This window comes from Shewanella psychropiezotolerans (genome assembly GCF_007197555.1).
Classification (GTDB): domain Bacteria; phylum Pseudomonadota; class Gammaproteobacteria; order Enterobacterales; family Shewanellaceae; genus Shewanella; species Shewanella psychropiezotolerans.
The window spans coordinates 4,977,030-4,993,360 of record NZ_CP041614.1; the positions used below are offsets into that span (position 1 = coordinate 4,977,030).

At 43.4% G+C, this 16,331-nt stretch carries 9 protein-coding genes and 3 pseudogenes; 9 read left to right on the forward strand and 3 right to left on the reverse strand.

Features of this window, described 5'->3' with window-relative positions; all coding sequences use genetic code 11:
* Positions 1 to 340: 340 nt before the first annotated feature.
* From gltB to FM037_RS29725, 8 genes and pseudogenes are all read left to right on the forward strand, one after another.
* Positions 341 to 4,787, forward strand: a pseudogene (gene gltB / locus FM037_RS21775) (glutamate synthase large subunit).
* 91 nt (positions 4,788 to 4,878) lie between these two features.
* Complete coding sequence (locus FM037_RS21780; protein WP_144047741.1) at positions 4,879 to 6,285, forward strand: FAD-dependent oxidoreductase; 1,407 nt, start codon at positions 4,879 to 4,881, stop codon at positions 6,283 to 6,285.
* 249 nt (positions 6,286 to 6,534) lie between these two features.
* A complete protein-coding gene (gene mtnN / locus FM037_RS21785) occupies positions 6,535 to 7,227 on the forward strand; it encodes a 5'-methylthioadenosine/S-adenosylhomocysteine nucleosidase (RefSeq protein ID WP_144047742.1) in 693 nt (230 codons plus the stop codon).
* A 67-nt stretch (positions 7,228 to 7,294) separates the two neighbouring features.
* Positions 7,295 to 8,278: a cobalamin biosynthesis protein CobD/CbiB gene (locus FM037_RS21790; protein WP_144047743.1), complete on the forward strand. Its 984-nt coding sequence runs from the start codon at positions 7,295 to 7,297 to the stop codon at positions 8,276 to 8,278.
* Positions 8,279 to 8,374: 96 nt separating this feature from the next.
* Positions 8,375 to 8,752, forward strand: coding sequence for a DUF2721 domain-containing protein (locus tag FM037_RS21795; protein ID WP_144049080.1), 378 nt, complete (start codon positions 8,375 to 8,377; stop codon positions 8,750 to 8,752).
* Complete coding sequence (locus tag FM037_RS21800) at positions 8,749 to 9,378, forward strand: trimeric intracellular cation channel family protein (protein WP_144047744.1); 630 nt, start codon at positions 8,749 to 8,751, stop codon at positions 9,376 to 9,378. The genes FM037_RS21795 and FM037_RS21800 overlap by 4 nt, the downstream gene beginning before the upstream one ends.
* Positions 9,379 to 9,380: 2 nt before the next feature.
* Positions 9,381 to 9,863 carry a nuclear transport factor 2 family protein gene (locus FM037_RS21805; RefSeq protein ID WP_144047745.1) on the forward strand — a complete coding sequence of 161 codons (483 nt, stop codon included), beginning with the start codon at positions 9,381 to 9,383 and terminating at the stop codon, positions 9,861 to 9,863.
* Positions 9,864 to 10,219: 356 nt separating this feature from the next.
* Positions 10,220 to 10,411: pseudogene (locus FM037_RS29725) on the forward strand (IS5/IS1182 family transposase); the annotation flags it as partial.
* Between the two features lie 361 nt (positions 10,412 to 10,772).
* Here FM037_RS29725 and FM037_RS21815 read toward each other — a convergent pair.
* Positions 10,773 to 11,186, reverse strand: coding sequence for a hypothetical protein (locus FM037_RS21815; RefSeq protein ID WP_077752769.1), 414 nt, complete (start codon positions 11,184 to 11,186; stop codon positions 10,773 to 10,775).
* A gap of 1,737 nt (positions 11,187 to 12,923) precedes the next feature.
* Between FM037_RS21815 and FM037_RS21820 the strand changes: the two genes are divergently transcribed.
* Positions 12,924 to 14,426, forward strand: a complete 1,503-nt coding sequence (locus FM037_RS21820) for a hypothetical protein (RefSeq protein ID WP_144047746.1) — start codon at positions 12,924 to 12,926, stop codon at positions 14,424 to 14,426.
* A gap of 363 nt (positions 14,427 to 14,789) precedes the next feature.
* On the opposite strand, the gene FM037_RS21825 is transcribed toward FM037_RS21820, so the two are convergent.
* Both FM037_RS21825 and FM037_RS21830 read right to left on the reverse strand, forming a co-directional pair.
* Positions 14,790 to 15,080, reverse strand: coding sequence for an antibiotic biosynthesis monooxygenase family protein (locus FM037_RS21825; protein ID WP_221937436.1), 291 nt, complete (start codon positions 15,078 to 15,080; stop codon positions 14,790 to 14,792).
* Positions 15,081 to 15,244: 164 nt separating this feature from the next.
* A pseudogene (locus FM037_RS21830) lies at positions 15,245 to 15,796 on the reverse strand (isochorismatase family protein).
* Positions 15,797 to 16,331: the final 535 nt, after the last annotated feature.

The following is a 16,331-nucleotide window of genomic DNA, read 5'->3' on the forward strand; positions in this document are numbered from 1 at the left end:
ATAATCACACGTAAGATTCAAGAATAATTCATTGCAGATGCAAAAAAAATCACTTTTAATAAAATAATATGTGAACTTCAGTTTGTTACCACTTAGTAAATTAACATTCAACACAAAGCTAAAATTCTTTTTATTCATAACGTTATACAGCAACTTTAACAGTTAACGTAAACGTAAACGCATTATTAAACCTGTATCTAACAGGCGTTAACAACCATATTTTATGCAATAATTTGGTTTGACCTTTGCACTATCAAGGGTTAATTTGAATGGTTCGGGTGCATATATATAACAAGAATTTCCCCGAGTAGTATTTTAGTTATAGTTTATGGAGTCGTGTATGAGCTTATATCACCCCAGTTTTGAGCGAGACAATTGTGGTTTTGGCCTAATAGCCCAAATGGACGGTGAACCCAGCCACCGAATAGTAAGAACAGCAATCCAGGGGTTGGATCGCATGAAACACCGTGGTGGTGTTGCATCTGACGGTCGTACTGGTGATGGCTGTGGGTTACTCATGCAAATGCCCGTTAAGTTTTTTGAAGCCGTTGCCGCAGAAAATGATTGGCATCTGAGCCGTAAATTTGCGGTAGGCATGTTCTTCCTCAATCAAGATGACAAATTAGCCCAGCAAGCCCAACAGCTTCTTGAGCGCGAGCTAGAAAAAGAAACCTTAAGTGTTGCCGGTTGGAGAAAAGTCCCCGTCAACCCTGAGGTGTTAGGGCCTATCGGTAAGACGAGTCAGCCACAAATTTACCAGGCATTGATTAACTCTCCCATTGGTTGGCGGGAGAAGGATTTAGAACGTCGTCTTTATATGGCCAGACGCCGCCTAGAGCAGCAACTGACTCACGATGATGAATTTTATGTTGCCAGCCTCTCCGGTCAAGTTATCGTCTATAAAGGCTTGATGATGCCCGCGGATCTACCCGAATTTTATCTCGACTTAGCCGATATCCGCCTCCAAAGCTCTATCTGTCTATTCCACCAGAGATTTTCCACTAATACTTCACCTAAATGGCCGTTGGCTCAGCCTTTTAGATACCTGGCCCATAACGGTGAAATCAATACCATAACCTGTAACCGTCAATGGGCACGTGCACGTGCCTACAAGTTCAATGCGCCTCTCTTACCTGATCTTCAGCAAGCGGCCCCTTTCGTCAATGAAACGGGATCAGACTCATCTTCCCTGGATAACATGCTCGAAATGTTACTCGCTGGCGGTATGGACCTATATAGAGCCATGCGCCTGTTGATCCCACCAGCATGGCAAAGTAACCCTGAAATGGATGAAGAGCTCAAAGCCTTCTACGACTTCAATTCCATGCATATGGAGCCTTGGGATGGTCCAGCAGGGATAGTGATGACAAACGGCAGACATGTGGCCTGTGCGGTCGATCGCAATGGCCTGCGTCCATCACGCTATGTGATAACCAAAGATAGAATACTCACTCTGGCCTCCGAGGTCGGAATATGGGACTACGCTCCAGACGAAGTCGTCGAAAAAGGTCGAGTCGGCCCTGGCGAGCTACTGGTGCTAGATACACTTAATGGTCAGCTGTATTCTTCATTCGAGATAGATAACGACCTTAAACGTCGCCACCCATACAAAGAATGGATGGCTAAAAACAGTCGGACCCTAACGCCTGCCGAAGATTTGCCCAATGAGGCACAGGGAGTGAGTGAGTTTAGCGATGATCAACTGCTGCAATACCACAAGCAATTTGGCTATTCTCGGGAAGAGTTGCAAGATGTCATCTGGGTACTCGCACAGAAAGGAGAAGAGGCCACGGGTTCTATGGGTGACGATACGCCAATGGCCGTGCTGTCGAAGAAATCTCGTACTATATACGACTATTTCAGACAAAAATTCGCCCAAGTTACTAACCCTCCGATCGATCCATTGAGAGAAAAGCACGTGATGTCTCTCACCACATGCGTCGGCAGGGAGCAGAACTTATTTAATGAGACCACGGGGCATGCCTATCGTGTCATGTTTAACTCACCAGTTTTACTTTACAGTGATTTCAATCAGCTCATGGCCTTGGACTCTATGTATTATCGTGCCAACACCATAGATCTAAACTATGACTTGAGTGAAGGATTAGAGAAAGCCATCACTCGAGTCTGTGACGAATCCGAGAGACTGGCCAGAACAGGGACCACTCTACTCATCTTATCCGACAGAGCCACCGACAAGTCTAAACAGGTTATTCCAGCTGCCATGGCCGTAGGAGCCATACAGTATGTACTCGTCAACAAGAGTCTACGTTGTGACACCAATATCGTGGTTGAAACAGCGACGACGAGAGACCCGCATCATTTTGCCGTGCTGCTCGGATTCGGTGCCACAGCCATCTACCCCTATCTGGCCTATGAATCTATCTGCGCACTAGCGAAGAAGAGCGATATTGCCGACACACGTAGATTGATGCTCAATTTCCGCCAGGGTATCGATAAAGGTCTGAGAAAGATCATGTCGAAAATGGGCATCAGCACAGTGGCTTCATACCGTTGTAGTCAACAATTTGAGGCCATAGGCCTGGCAAGCGATGTTGTTAACCTCTGTTTCAATGGGGTGATTAGCCGTATCGAAGGGCCAGCTTTGACCTACTTGAGCAAGATCAGGTCAAGCTTCATAAAGTTGCTTTCCAGGCACACCAACCACTCAGCCAAGGTGGATTATTGAAGTATGTCGAAGGGGCGAGTATCACAGCTTCAACCCGGATGTAGTCAACACGCTTCAGGCTTGCTTGAAAGACAAAGATTACCCCACTTATAAGCGCTTCACTGAGCTAGTAGACAAGCGTCCGGTAGCGACACTGAGAGATCTCATCGAAGTTAAGGGAGAGCTGCCAGCGGTGGCATTAGACAGTGTCGAGTCGGCCACTAACTTATATACAAGATTTGACAGTGCGGCCATGAGCATTGGCGCACTCAGCCCTGAGGCACACGAAGCGCTCGCCGTAGCGATGAATCGACTCGGCGGTCGTTCTAACTCGGGTGAAGGCGGAGAAGATCCACGCCGCTTCAACACCGAAGGTAACTCCAAGATCAAGCAAATAGCGTCGGGGCGCTTCGGTGTCACCGCCCATTATTTGGTTAATGCCGAAGTGTTACAGATCAAGGTAGCCCAAGGGGCAAAACCCGGTGAAGGCGGTCAGCTACCCGGTGATAAGGTGAGTGTTGAGATCGCGGGTCTGCGTAATGCCAAACCCGGAGTGACATTAATATCGCCACCACCGCATCATGATATTTACTCGATTGAAGACTTAGCCCAGCTAATTTTCGATCTTAAACAGATTAATCCTACGGCGCTGATCTCGGTTAAGTTGGTTTCAGAGCCTGGTGTTGGCACCATAGCCACTGGCGTGGCCAAGGCTTACGCCGATATGATCACCATCTCAGGTTACGATGGCGGTACCGGTGCCAGCCCAATAACCTCAGTTAAATATGCGGGCAGCCCGTGGGAACTAGGACTTGCCGAAGTGCATCAGTCTCTGGTGAAGAACGGCTTGCGTCATAAGATCCGCCTTCAGGTCGATGGGGGCTTAAAGTCGGGCAGAGACGTCATCAAGGCAGCCTTATTAGGAGCGGAAAGCTTCGGTTTCGGTACTGTGCCTATGATAGCCCTGGGATGTAAATACCTGCGTATTTGTCACCTCAACAATTGTGCAACAGGCATAGCAACCCAGAATAAGCAACTCAGAAACGAGCATTATCATGGCCTTCCCGAGCGTGTGATGACCTATTTTGAGTTCGTTGCCAGAGAAATTCGCGAAGAGATGGCGGCCTTAGGCGTCACCGAGTTTGAACAACTCGTGGGTCGTAGCGACTGGTTATATGCACTGAGCGGTGACACTCCTAAGCAAAATGGTCTCGACTTAAGCGCCATCTTGTACACACCTGAGGTCCCTGAGGGCAGCGCTGTTACCTGGAAAGAGCTCAACCCGACCTCAGATATCGGTAAGCTAAACCAAGAGATCTTAGCCAAATGCAAAGACGCCGTTGAGCAAGGCGAGTCAATATCCGCTCGCTTCGAGATTGGCAATATCGACCGCTCCGTTGGTGCTGCATTGTCGGGATTCGTGGCCACTACTGTGGGTAAAGAGGGAACAAAATCCCCCATTAACCTGCAGTTTCATGGCAGCGCGGGTCAGAGCTTCGGTGTTTGGAACAGCCCGGGCATAGAGTTAACTATCTGTGGTGATGCCAACGACTATGTCGGTAAAGGCATGTCAGGCGGTAAGATCACCATACATCCCCCTCTGGGTAGCAACTTCCAGAGCGAGCGCTCATCTATCATAGGTAACACTTGTCTCTATGGCGCTTCTGGCGGCAAGTTATTTGCGTCTGGAATTGCAGGGGAACGTTTCGCGGTCAGAAACTCAGGAGCACTTGCAGTCGTTGAAGGTCTGGGCGATAACGGTTGTGAATATATGACTGGCGGAATTGTCCTGGTATTGGGTAAAACAGGGGTTAACTTTGGCGCCGGAATGACTGGTGGTTTCGCCTATGTATTCGACCGTTTTGGCCGTTTTAACCGAAGAGTGAATACCGAGTCGGTCGATACTCAAAAACTCGACTCACCCATACATCAGCAGCATCTGAAGGGGCTAATTGAAGAACACCTGGCAGAAACGGGCAGTGAACACGCGAAAATGCTGTTGAATGATTTCGAAAATTGGCTCGACTGCTTCGTGTTAGTCAAACCTAAGAATGTCCTTGTCTCGGATCTATTGAGACTCGAGCAGCAACAACCTGAACTAAAAGTGATCGCGGGGTAAATAACAAGATGAACAATAACTTTAAATTTATCGTGATTATGCATGAGAAAACAGAATTAGACGTTGAAGGTACAGCGGGGGAAATAACGCTATGAGCAATGATTTTCAATTTATCGAAGTCGATCGTATCGATCCGGTAAAGCACCCTGTAAAGAAGCGTGCCACTCAATTTATTGAGATTTATCAGCCGTTCGCTCAGAGCCAGGTAAAAGAGCAATCGGACCGTTGTCTCGATTGTGGTAACCCTTATTGTGAATGGAAATGTCCGCTGCACAACTATATCCCAAACTGGCTGAAACTGGCTAAAGAGGGACGCATAATGGAAGCGGCAGATCTGGTGCATGAGACTAATACCTTGCCTGAGATTTGTGGTCGAGTCTGCCCACAGGACAGATTATGTGAGGGCGCCTGTACGCTCAACGAAGAGTTTGGCGCCGTGACTATCGGCAACGTAGAAAAGTACATCACAGATACCGCAATCGGACAGGGCTGGCGCCCCGACTTGAGTAAAGTCGTGGCCAGAAAAGAGCGAGTCGCCATTGTCGGAGCCGGACCGGCAGGACTTGGCTGCGCCGACATTCTCGCCCGTAACGGTGTTCAAGCTGTAGTATTCGACAAGAACCCTGAGATTGGCGGCCTGCTCACCTATGGTATCCCGGCATTTAAGCTGGATAAAGCTGTGATGGCGACTCGCCGCACAGTAATGCAAGGCATGGGGATCGAATTCAAACTGGGTGTAACCATAGGCAAGGACCTGCCATTCGACGACTTAATCAATGACTATGACGCCATATTTATAGGTATGGGAACCTACACAGCCATGAAGGCGGGTTTGCCCGGTGAAGATGCCCAAGGCGTTCATCAGGCGCTGCCTTACCTGATCGGCAATACCCATCACATCATGGGTACCCAAGATACCGAGTCACCTTACCTGAGCCTCGAAGGCAAGAGGGTCGTGGTACTAGGCGGTGGCGACACCGCCATGGATTGTGTCCGCACCGCTATTCGTCAGGGGGCCAAAGAGGTCACTTGTGCCTATCGCCGTGATGAAGCCAACATGCCGGGTTCTCGCCGCGAGGTGCAAAATGCTAAAGAGGAAGGCGTCAACTTCCTCTTCAACAGACAGCCTGTATCTATCGAAACCCAAGATGGACAAGTGATCGGCATCACCTGCGCTGAAACCCAGATGGGTGCAGCCGATGCCAGTGGACGCCGCCGCGCCAAGGTGATGGAGGGCAGTGAAGCCTTACTCGAAGCCGATGCCATCATCATCGCCTTTGGTTTCCAACCCAGTCCTGCTAGCTGGCTCAAAGATCATAATGTTGACCTTGACCAGTGGGGACGCGTAGTGGCACCGAAAGCTGCCGATAATCCATTCCAAACGACGAACCCTAAGGTGTTCGCCGGCGGTGATATGGTGCGCGGTTCAGACTTAGTCGTGACAGCGATCGCCGAAGGGCGAGATGCGGCACTGGGTATTCTCAATACCTTTGAGTGATGACAAACAATATAGGTCAATGATCTGATCCTTATTGGTTTTATGCCGATAGGGATCAGAAACGCTTTACTTGTGATTTGCACATCGATTGATGTGCTTTTTTTTGCCCATCAAAAAGTAATTCCGGTTAACAAGTTATGTTATATTGGCGCCATCAAATTCGGCTTAATACATTTACGGTTACTCAATGAAAATCGGTATTAGTTAGCCTCCATCAAATTTTGCTTAACACATATTTAAGGTTACTCAATGAAAATCGGTATTATCGGCGCTATGGAGCCAGAAGTTGTTCATCTTATCGCTGCTATGTCGTCTACAGAATCACAGACGATCGCGGGCATCGAGTTCATCGCAGGTACACTAGATGGTACCGAGGTGATAGTCACCCGCTCCGGCATAGGAAAAGTCGCCGCCAGTATTGCCACAACCTTACTTATCGAAAAATATGCTCCCGATGCCGTGATCAATACTGGCTCAGCCGGTGGTTTCGTCGATGAACTGGCTATCGGTGATATTGTTATCTCCACAGAAGTCAGACACCATGATGTCGATGTCACCGCATTTGGCTATGAGATAGGCCAGATGGCCAGCCAACCCGCCGCTTTTGTTGCCGATGAGAAATTAATAATCGCCGCTAACAAGGCGGTTGCCAGTCTTGACGATGTAAAAGCCATCCAAGGTTTAATCTGTACTGGTGACAGCTTCATCTGCGATCCTGAGCGTACTAAGACCATGCTCAGCCATTTTCCGACCATGGCAGCTTGCGAAATGGAAGGTGCTGCTATAGCTCAAGTCTGCCACCAGTTTAAGGTGCCTTTTGTCGTCATTCGCTCACTGTCAGATAATGCCAATAATGACTCTCCGGTAGATTTTGACGCTTATTTAGTTAAAGCCGGCCACCAGTCAGCTTTAATGGTGATGGCTTTACTTAAACACTTATAAATACTACTGTTTATTACTAATGTTTTTTAGAGTTTAGTCATTACAAAAATCTAGCAAGGTCATTATCATGGTTCCAGAGTTTGCCCAGCAGCTGCTCAACGACAGTGTGTTTTATCAAGGAACCATGATCCTTCTTGTCAGCTTATTACTCTCCCGCCTAGCGTCACTGCCTAGAGAGTTTCAGCCCATAGTCTGGTTCGGCTTGCTTGCTAAAGAGTTGGCCAAAAAAGTGGCCCACAGTAACCGGTCACCCTCTCAACAAATCATAGCTGGTTCTATGGCGGCGATACTATTGATATTGCCTTTCTGGGCCATCATCTACTTCTTGTTACAACTCGCCGCTTTCCCCTGGTTTTTCGAATTTATCATTCTATATCTCTGCTTAAATGATGATAATTTTAAACAGGTCGCTGGCGAGGTGAGGCAAGCATTGAGTAGAGAAGATAAACCCCTCGCCAGACAGCTGCTCTCTCTGTGGTTATATCGGGATACAAAACAATTAAGCAGTGTTGGCATAAGCAAGGCGACCATAGAAAAATTGGTCACAACACCGGTTTACGGCACAGTTTCAACGATTTTATTTTTTAGTCTCGGTGGTGCACCTCTGGTACTCGCCACTCGAATGATAAAGAAACTTGAACTATGCTGGCCGGCGATTAACCCTAAATTTAAGCATTTTGGTCAACCGATTAACCTGCTGAGCGCCGCCTTATTTATCGTCCCTAGCTGGCTGTGGAATTTCACACTGGCGATTCAAGGTGGTCCTAAAAGCATACTTTTGCTTTTTAAGCCCTTATCTAATAAAGGCCCCCTCTATAACGGCATTAACACCTGTGCAATAGCCGCATCCGTACTCAAAGTTGAGCTGGGTGGGCCGATGAAATTTAACAATCACCGCGTCGAAGTCACCAAGCTGATTTATGGCCCTAAGCCTGATAGCCAGGCTATCTCAGCAGCGATAAAACTAGCCAGCACAGGCTATACACTTTGGCTCAGTTTTCTTATCCTGATCCCACTCATCTGGGCGGCACTACGCTATTTACAGACTTAGGGGGCTCTTCAGTCTAGACATATGCTTCTCCATAGGTATCATTCTCATTATCGGCTCAACACACTTCGACATAGGCTATAAGATTTGTTCGACAATATTCATGTATCTTTAACGACTCCCGCTTTGCTATTCCCGGCAATTTCCTTGTTGCTGCTGGCCTACACCAATCGATTCTTTGCCCTAGCGGCCCTGATCAGAAGCCTGAGCAGTGACGGCAAGCCAGTTCATAGTGAGCAGTTAAGAAACTTACGTCGGCGCATCAGTATCATCAGGCGCATGCAAGAGGCCGGAGTCATGAGTTTCGCCCTGTGTGTGCTCTGCATGATCTTCATCTATGTTGGACTCAATAAAACCGGCTCTTTTATCTTCGGCTCTAGTTTACTCTTACTACTTTATTCACTGCTGCTCTCAGTGATTGAGATCCGCATCTCTGTCGATGCCCTCAACCTTCACCTGAAAGAGATGGACGAATGATTGAGTGGATCTACTTCTTCGATCTCTGTGGCACCGCCGTTTTTGCCCTTTCGGGGGCGCTAGCCGCGGGGCGACACCGCATGGACCCTTTCGGAGTCATAGTACTCGCTTCGGTAACCGCCGTCGGTGGCGGTAGCATTCGGGATGCCCTTCTGGGAACGACTCCGGTATTTTGGATCCGTGATCCCAATTATATCGTCGTCATCTTGATCACTGTGCTATTGACCTTGATTCTAGTGCGAAGACCTAAGAAGGTCCCCCAACATACGTTGCCCATAGCCGATGCTCTGGGATTGGCTCTGTTTACCGTTATTGGCGCAGAGAAAGCACTGAGTCTCGAGCTAGGTGGCATGATAGCCGTAGTCATGGGCTTGATAACTGGCGTGGGAGGAGGCATGATTCGAGACTTATTATGCCGTCAGGTCCCCATGATATTGAGAACCGAGATCTATGCTACCGCATCTATCTTAGGTGGGATATGTTACAGCGTCAGCATCCACTTAGGTGTGGAGAATATGCATGCGATGCTAGTCTCCATGACTGTGGCGCTTTGCATCAGACTCGCTGCCATTAAATGGCACCTGTCTCTGCCCGCATTCGATTTGAAGAAAAACTTAAAGAATTAATTATGATGATCTCACGCTCTCTTTGCCTTGTTTTTGCTTTTATCTGCTTACCTTCGGTGGCCAACACCGGAGAGATGCCACTCGAACAGCAGTTAGCGGTGAAGTATATTCAGGCCGTCACAGATCACGATTACAAGGCATTAAATGCCTTCTATGACAGAGATAGCGTCTTCAAAGACAGAACCGCAAGCAAGACCTATACAGGCCGTAGGCACATCATTAGCTTTCTGAGACGTGCCCATCAGGGCGTACTCGAATACGGCTTTAATATCGAACATATGTTTAACTCAGGCTCCTTGGTTGTGATGATAGGCAGCTACCACTATAAGGGACCTGGTGCTCAGTTTGGTAAACCCGGTAAGATTATTGACTTGGCAATCCCAGGGGTCACGACAATTAAACTCGATATGGATAATCACAGGGTCGAGGAACACCAAGATCTGATGGATTATCAAACTATGGCCGATCAACTAGCGGTTCAATAGATTAAACGGCCATATGCCTTAGTCTTAGCTTTAGCCCTATTAAGTTCTGTTCTGCACAGTTTGGTTTTTCTTTCCCTTCATCCGTATTCCCCATCATTGAGATCCCCTTTCATCCCATCAGTGAACGTGTTTCAGATCGACATTTACCGGACTCCCCCGGTTCAGGTGGCCTTGTTAGGGGGATTTAATGCATTTTAAGGAAACCAGTCTGGGACGAAGTACAAAAGGTTCATAATAGAAAGCCACTCCGGGATAAAGAAGTTGTTTATAGCAATGAGATGACAATAATGGATAAGGTCATCATCACGGACACTAAATAGAAACTTAAGGATATACCACTAACCTCACTAAGCTAGAGCTGCATAAGCAAACGGAACAAGACCGTAAATATCAAATATCGCTCACCGAGTCGTGACTCAGTGGCACATGGGGAATGGAAAACTAGGAAGCATGGTAAAGAAAAGCGTCATATCTGGCGTAAGTTACACCTCGTAGTAGATGCGAATACGCATGAAGTCGTAGCAGGTGTAAAGGCAATAAACAAAGTCATAAGACTAGGAATGCCAGTTAAGAAACAGACTACCTAGTTAGCTCACATCCTTGGTGTTGCTGCATCTATAGTGAGGGGTTGAGCAACAACGTCCTTAAATAGTACTCAGTACAAAGACTGTCCCCTTGAGAAGCTCGGCAATACTCTTTAAACATGAACTTTATTACATACCAGACCATGCAGGTTGGCTCCATATGGTTGAAATTAACGACATGAGAATGATGACGAAAAAAAGAGAGAGCCAATCAGACTCTCTACTAGTTAACACTTGTGTGATCCGGAATATGGAATATGGAGATATCTTAAATCATTAATTCCAAGGTAAAACTTCGCACCACTATTAAAAAAGGGGATTATTCTTATCCTTTGTCAGTCTTAATTTTAGTGGAGTTTGCTTTGTGTGAGGCAGACCAATATCTAGCCTTAAATTTATCTTCTAGGATTAAATAGTTAGTTTGTTTTATTGGTTTCCCCAGGCATTTATCAGAATTCCTGATTTCTACTTCTTGAAATATTTCACCCATTTTTTCAGATAGTTCCTTCAACTTGATGCACTTGGATTCAGACATGTTTACATCTTTATTTTTTAGATTTTTTATCTCTCCCTGTAATTTTGTAAAATTTTTAAAAGTCTGAATAAGTTGATCGCCAGACATATATTTAGGGACTTGCCTTACAGATTTAATTGATTTATTCAACTTGTTAATTTGTTTATTTGTAACATGGCTTTCATCTTTTCTCTGATTAAGAATACTTCTTATATTAAAATTCATATAGTTAAAACCTAAGGTTAAGTTACATTATAAACAGGGGAAATTATGACTTCCCCCAATTACATACAGAACGAGCAATAAATAACGCTATCAGCCTGTTAAAAACGGCTTGTTTAAGAGAATAGTAAATAGAATGCTTGTTACCTAAAACTATTAGAAATATATTCTCGAACTCCCCTTATTTTAGGAAGGATCTCTGTATTTAAATGGCTCCGTTCTGCATTCATTCTGTTTTAAGCTTATATTATCACGCACTTAGCATTACGACGTCACGTGATTAATGCTGAAAACTCCTGTAAAGTTGGGTATGAAAGGAGTTTGAATTCTAGAAGTCTACCCTGCCCCGATTAGCTCACAGCTAGGTGAAACCACTAGTCAAAACTTGAATAATAAAAGATAAAGTTTTATTTAAGCACGCAATCAACATATATATGACCCTTTTGAATTAACATGATTTATTCTTATATTTATTTCATGTGTTTACGGGAGGAACATATCAATATACCTATCCCATGTATAAAAATATTTTTACTGTCGTATACCTAATTTCAACATTCACTTCAATGTGGCTTTCTCAGATAGATAGTTCAGACTCATAATTGGTATGATGATGCATTCAACTCATTCGACAGCCAGTAAAGGTTAACTATCCGCGACCCTATGAGTTCACTTAATAATACATACTTAGCAGTTTTTTATGTACGCCACAGTTTAACTTATACACTAAACAAGCCACCCGACCAGAACAAAGATGATGGAATATAACCCGCATTAGATTTGGAAACGGAAATTTAACGGGTCAAGGTTGAAAACCTACTACATTATAATAACTTACATATACAAAAAATAATGAGTGCTGCTGAACTATAAAACAGAGATGCTAGTTATTAAAACTAATTTCAATGTTTTGACTGAGAAACTATTAAAGGAAGGAAGTAATTAATCTATATACCTTATGATATCCAAGATGACACTATTTACAACAAATCTCCTTTGAGAGGCTTGAGCGGTATGTGGTGAAATTTACTGGCCCCCCCTTCGGAGAGCAGAGTTTGAAAACAGGCATGACTTTTCAGAGTTACTGTGAATGGGTTTAGAAACGGTTTAATCAATTGAAGCAAGATGCGACTTTTCATAGACTCAAGCACGCTAAAACTGTTCTGCACTCTGGATAAAACACTGTAATGATTGCAAATGAGTAACCTAAAAATGCATGCTTAATACCTTTCCTCCCCACTAGAATAAGAGATAGAGTCATAATGAACAACTAACCTAAAAGTCAGTTGACACAAGGGTTAAATGATTCATCAGAATACTCATGACTTGAGAAGCTCGATTGTTCATTATTCAAGCTCTGCTATATAATTGGCAGTAGACTAAAAATACTCTAGTAGAGTATCTAATTACTACATATTAACCAATGTGTTATCCATCAAACTAGCTCTCCCGCATTCCTTAACCGAATAACCAGGTTTTAGGGCTTGAGTCCAACGAAGAGAATAACGGAATGGCTAAGTTTGGCAGTTTTTTTCAGGATTAGTCTCGTGACGCTGATTGTTGGAAGTGGGATATTTCTCGATTATTGATTTCACCATCCATAATCAAGTTACTCAGATTGATTGGATCAGAATATAAATTCAAAAAAAGTACAAAGTATTCATTTAATTAAATAGTTTTCTCTTACTTATAATAACTTCCAACCAAAAACAGATATAACAGTTAAAAGGAATAATCTATATGCTTACTATTTATAAAAGTGACAATCAGTTGGATAGTATTTCTATCTCACAAGCAGATGAGTCCAAAACCATCAGCTCAGCTAAAGGCATATCCATCGATGAAGCGAAACAACAAGCTTTAACAAGTGCCCGAATGTTCGAAGCCGGCACTAGTATGAATATTTTAAATAAACCAGGTTCTGCAGGCTTAGTTATTGACAAGTATGCAAAAACACTGGAAAAAACTATTGAAAACATTGATAAAAAAGGAGACCAACATAAAGTCGTCTTTAATAATAAAGAGATGACAATTAAAGAGTTATTCCATAAGCAGTTTGGCCAGATGAGTAGTGACTCAGACCAGATTGGACGTCAGTCAAAAACTTCAGATAAACCATTGATTGAATGGCTAACTAAAGAGTTAAAAACACCAATTGGTGAGTTAAATCACTCAGGAATGCTAACAAAAATAAAATCACTGAGTGTCTTTGGCACAACAGTTTGGCAGCTAATGACCCCGCCAGAAGGTAACCGGCCAACAAAATCCAGCGATCCAATAGAAAATAAAGCGAAAAACGCTGCGGATTTTAGTGCAAATCGCGATAAAAATATCAAGGCTCTTAATTCAGTACTGAGGGGAGTGTGTTCAGATGTTGCTCCTCTGTATAAAGAATTTACTCAAAAAACACGTACAAAAGCGTTTGATGATCCTCTTACCCGTGCACGTTCAGAGCGCATGCCCATGGTAGAAGACGAAAAAGGTCAACTAAAACCAGTAGAAGGTAAATATGAAGATGCCGCAAAATATGGTTTGGGCTTTGGTCAGGTCGTTCAACGAGTTCATGATAAGAACTCATTAGAACAAAAAAAATTGTCTGCGGCTCTGAATGACAATAAAAACATCAATGGAATTCCTCGTGAAAATGCTCCTATTCAGGATCTGAATCGACCTTATATGATGTCAGAAGACGAAATAAAGTCTATTCCTCAAGGCTACAAAGATCTAGGAATTGAACAAGGCATCAAAGCCCACGAGCTCAATCACGGTACAGGTGTTAACCGCTGGCAACCTTATGGGGTATATGCACTTGAGAGTACACAACAAGGTCTCCCTTTTGCTGGCGCTCAATCTGGGGGAACATGTGATATTTTGCTTGCTGCAACGGTACTTTCCGGTAACTCTCTGTATAGTAACCCTAAAGAAGTCATGCCATTAACTTTGGGAGCAGCAGCATTCATGAATTATGGTGGATATCATACTTTCAACGAAGTATTACCGATCGGAGAAGCGATGAGCAGTGGAAAGCCATTTGTTCCATCAAACAGAACCGAACGCAATAAAACTGAACTTTATGACCGTGTTCAGTCTCATGCTAGAAAGTACCTTCCTCCTATAACAGAACAGAATATTTCATCTTACAAGCAAGTACATACTGGAACTATTAACGAATTAAAACAGCAACATAAATCTTTGTCATTCGATTTATCAGATTTCGGTAATACTACCTTTTACAATAAATAATAAAGAAAACTATTCGAGGTTCCTACTTGGACCTCTACATGATGCTCACGTTAGTTATCGGTCTCTCAATGGAGGAACCATAAGTGTATCGTTCTACTAAATCGAAGGCTTAAGTTTCTGGGTCGACTTTACCCAAATAAATTAGTTATTATCTATGCTAATAAGGATAGCCGCAGCCTACCCTTATTAGCTATACCTTCGCGTTGAACAGCCATAACGTAATTTAAGCTATGGCAGTCTGGAAGTGATTTTATTTACTGGCAATAAATACTTACTAGAATGAGAACCATCAGATTCCACTGAAAATTTGGCTGAGGAAAAGGAGTGAACTAAGATGTGTGTTCATCAATACATCAACTTAGGTTAAATATCTTCAAGTACTTCATAGGTTACAATATTAGGAGCCTGAATAAGGAAGCTGAGCAGGAGGGAGAATTCACCTGTATTTTCCCTCCAATTAAGATAATGGCCTAAATCACTTTCATGCTGCCAGTAAGTAACAATGATGAACTTATTGTCAGATAAACGTGAAAATTCAGTGCCTTTATTACCAGGAAAATCTCTTGTTCCTGGTAGAATACTTTTAAAAAAAGAAACAAGCTTTTCAGACATTCCTTCCTTTGATTGAATTTCAAATATTGTCATTTTAGTCATTGTGTGTTTTCCACATATTAATAGGAGATAAAGATCATTAATCGTTAATAACTAGTTACTTTTAAACTATTCCCAAGTGTTCTACGAATAATGGAAGTGACTAAACTCAGAAAAATAACCTCTCTCAAGTTTAAAAAATCACGTGGTAAAATATATCTAACCAACTAAGCCGAGTGATTTTCAGTACTACCCACATTACAACAACCAAATTGTGAGGCGGTCATAAACGCATGATTAACAGGTACTGTCACCCCATTAAATTCAAGCTCTAGCGTGGAGCAAGCATCATCCTCAACATGGTAATAACCCAAATCCATAACAGCCTGAGTCACCGCATCAATGCACATATGGCTCATGACACCAACTATAACCAGTTTTTCAACATTAAGTGCCTTCAAAAAAAAAGTGTAATTCAGTACTACGAAAACTGTTTATTTGCAGCTTCAACCTTACAGTTCCCCATTTATTGGGGCAACGCTATAATGAGATTTTTCCACTTCAGATCCTAATAGGAAAAAAGGAGCATCATTTAAAACGAACTCATGACGCACATGAATAACGGGCAATCCTTGTTGACGAAATGCAGTTAGTAAAGTGGCAGCTTTCCATGCTGCGGCTTCTGTACCTGATAAAGCCCACTGAGCATCTTGGTATGTAGAATAATCATCATTTTGAAAGTCAATTAATAACAAGGCTATATTAACTATAATAATCATTCTTGTATTGTTTCAGTGTTTCGTTGAAGTAACGATACAAGATACAAATTAATGACTCCCCTAATGTGCTAAAGAGTGTAATTTTAAAATTAAAAGAACTTTTTACTATAAAATAATCATCGATAGTCAGCTTGAGAAGCGCTTTGTTGTTACAATTGTTCAGCCTGATAGTCAGTTAGCTTGTGTTAGTCAAAGTGACATTATTCTTCCCAACTTTGATGGTTGTTATTACCTTTCGCCTCAACCGGAATCATTACAGTTTCTCAATAATTCCCATCGGATGGGCTCAATATTAATCTCTACCTATACAGGTACATTTGAACTTCCTAAAGTAAGTTTACTAGAGAATCGAGCAGTGACGACACATACAAGCCAATTATAATCAGTCCCTGAATGTGTCGATGCTAGCAGCTTTAGCAGGCATGAGCGAACGTTTCTCCGTCAATTTACCAATACCACAACCTTGAAACCTATACACTATATTAAAAAGATTAGGGTACAAAAAGCATGTAGATTATTAGAATCAACCACACAG

Excerpts from the sequence above, each read along its gene's own strand:
- FM037_RS21780 (WP_144047741.1), top strand. The coding sequence starts at position 4,879 with ATGAGCAATGATTTTCAATTTATCGAAGTCGATCGTATCGATCCGGTA.
- mtnN (WP_144047742.1), top strand. The coding sequence starts at position 6,535 with ATGAAAATCGGTATTATCGGCGCTATGGAGCCAGAAGTTGTTCATCTT.
- FM037_RS21790 (WP_144047743.1), top strand. The coding sequence starts at position 7,295 with ATGGTTCCAGAGTTTGCCCAGCAGCTGCTCAACGACAGTGTGTTTTAT.
- FM037_RS21800 (WP_144047744.1), top strand. The coding sequence starts at position 8,749 with ATGATTGAGTGGATCTACTTCTTCGATCTCTGTGGCACCGCCGTTTTT.
- FM037_RS21805 (WP_144047745.1), top strand. The coding sequence starts at position 9,381 with ATGATGATCTCACGCTCTCTTTGCCTTGTTTTTGCTTTTATCTGCTTA.
- FM037_RS21815 (WP_077752769.1), bottom strand. The coding sequence starts at position 11,186 with ATGAATTTTAATATAAGAAGTATTCTTAATCAGAGAAAAGATGAAAGC.
- FM037_RS21820 (WP_144047746.1), top strand. The coding sequence starts at position 12,924 with ATGCTTACTATTTATAAAAGTGACAATCAGTTGGATAGTATTTCTATC.
- FM037_RS21825 (WP_221937436.1), bottom strand. The coding sequence starts at position 15,080 with ATGACTAAAATGACAATATTTGAAATTCAATCAAAGGAAGGAATGTCT.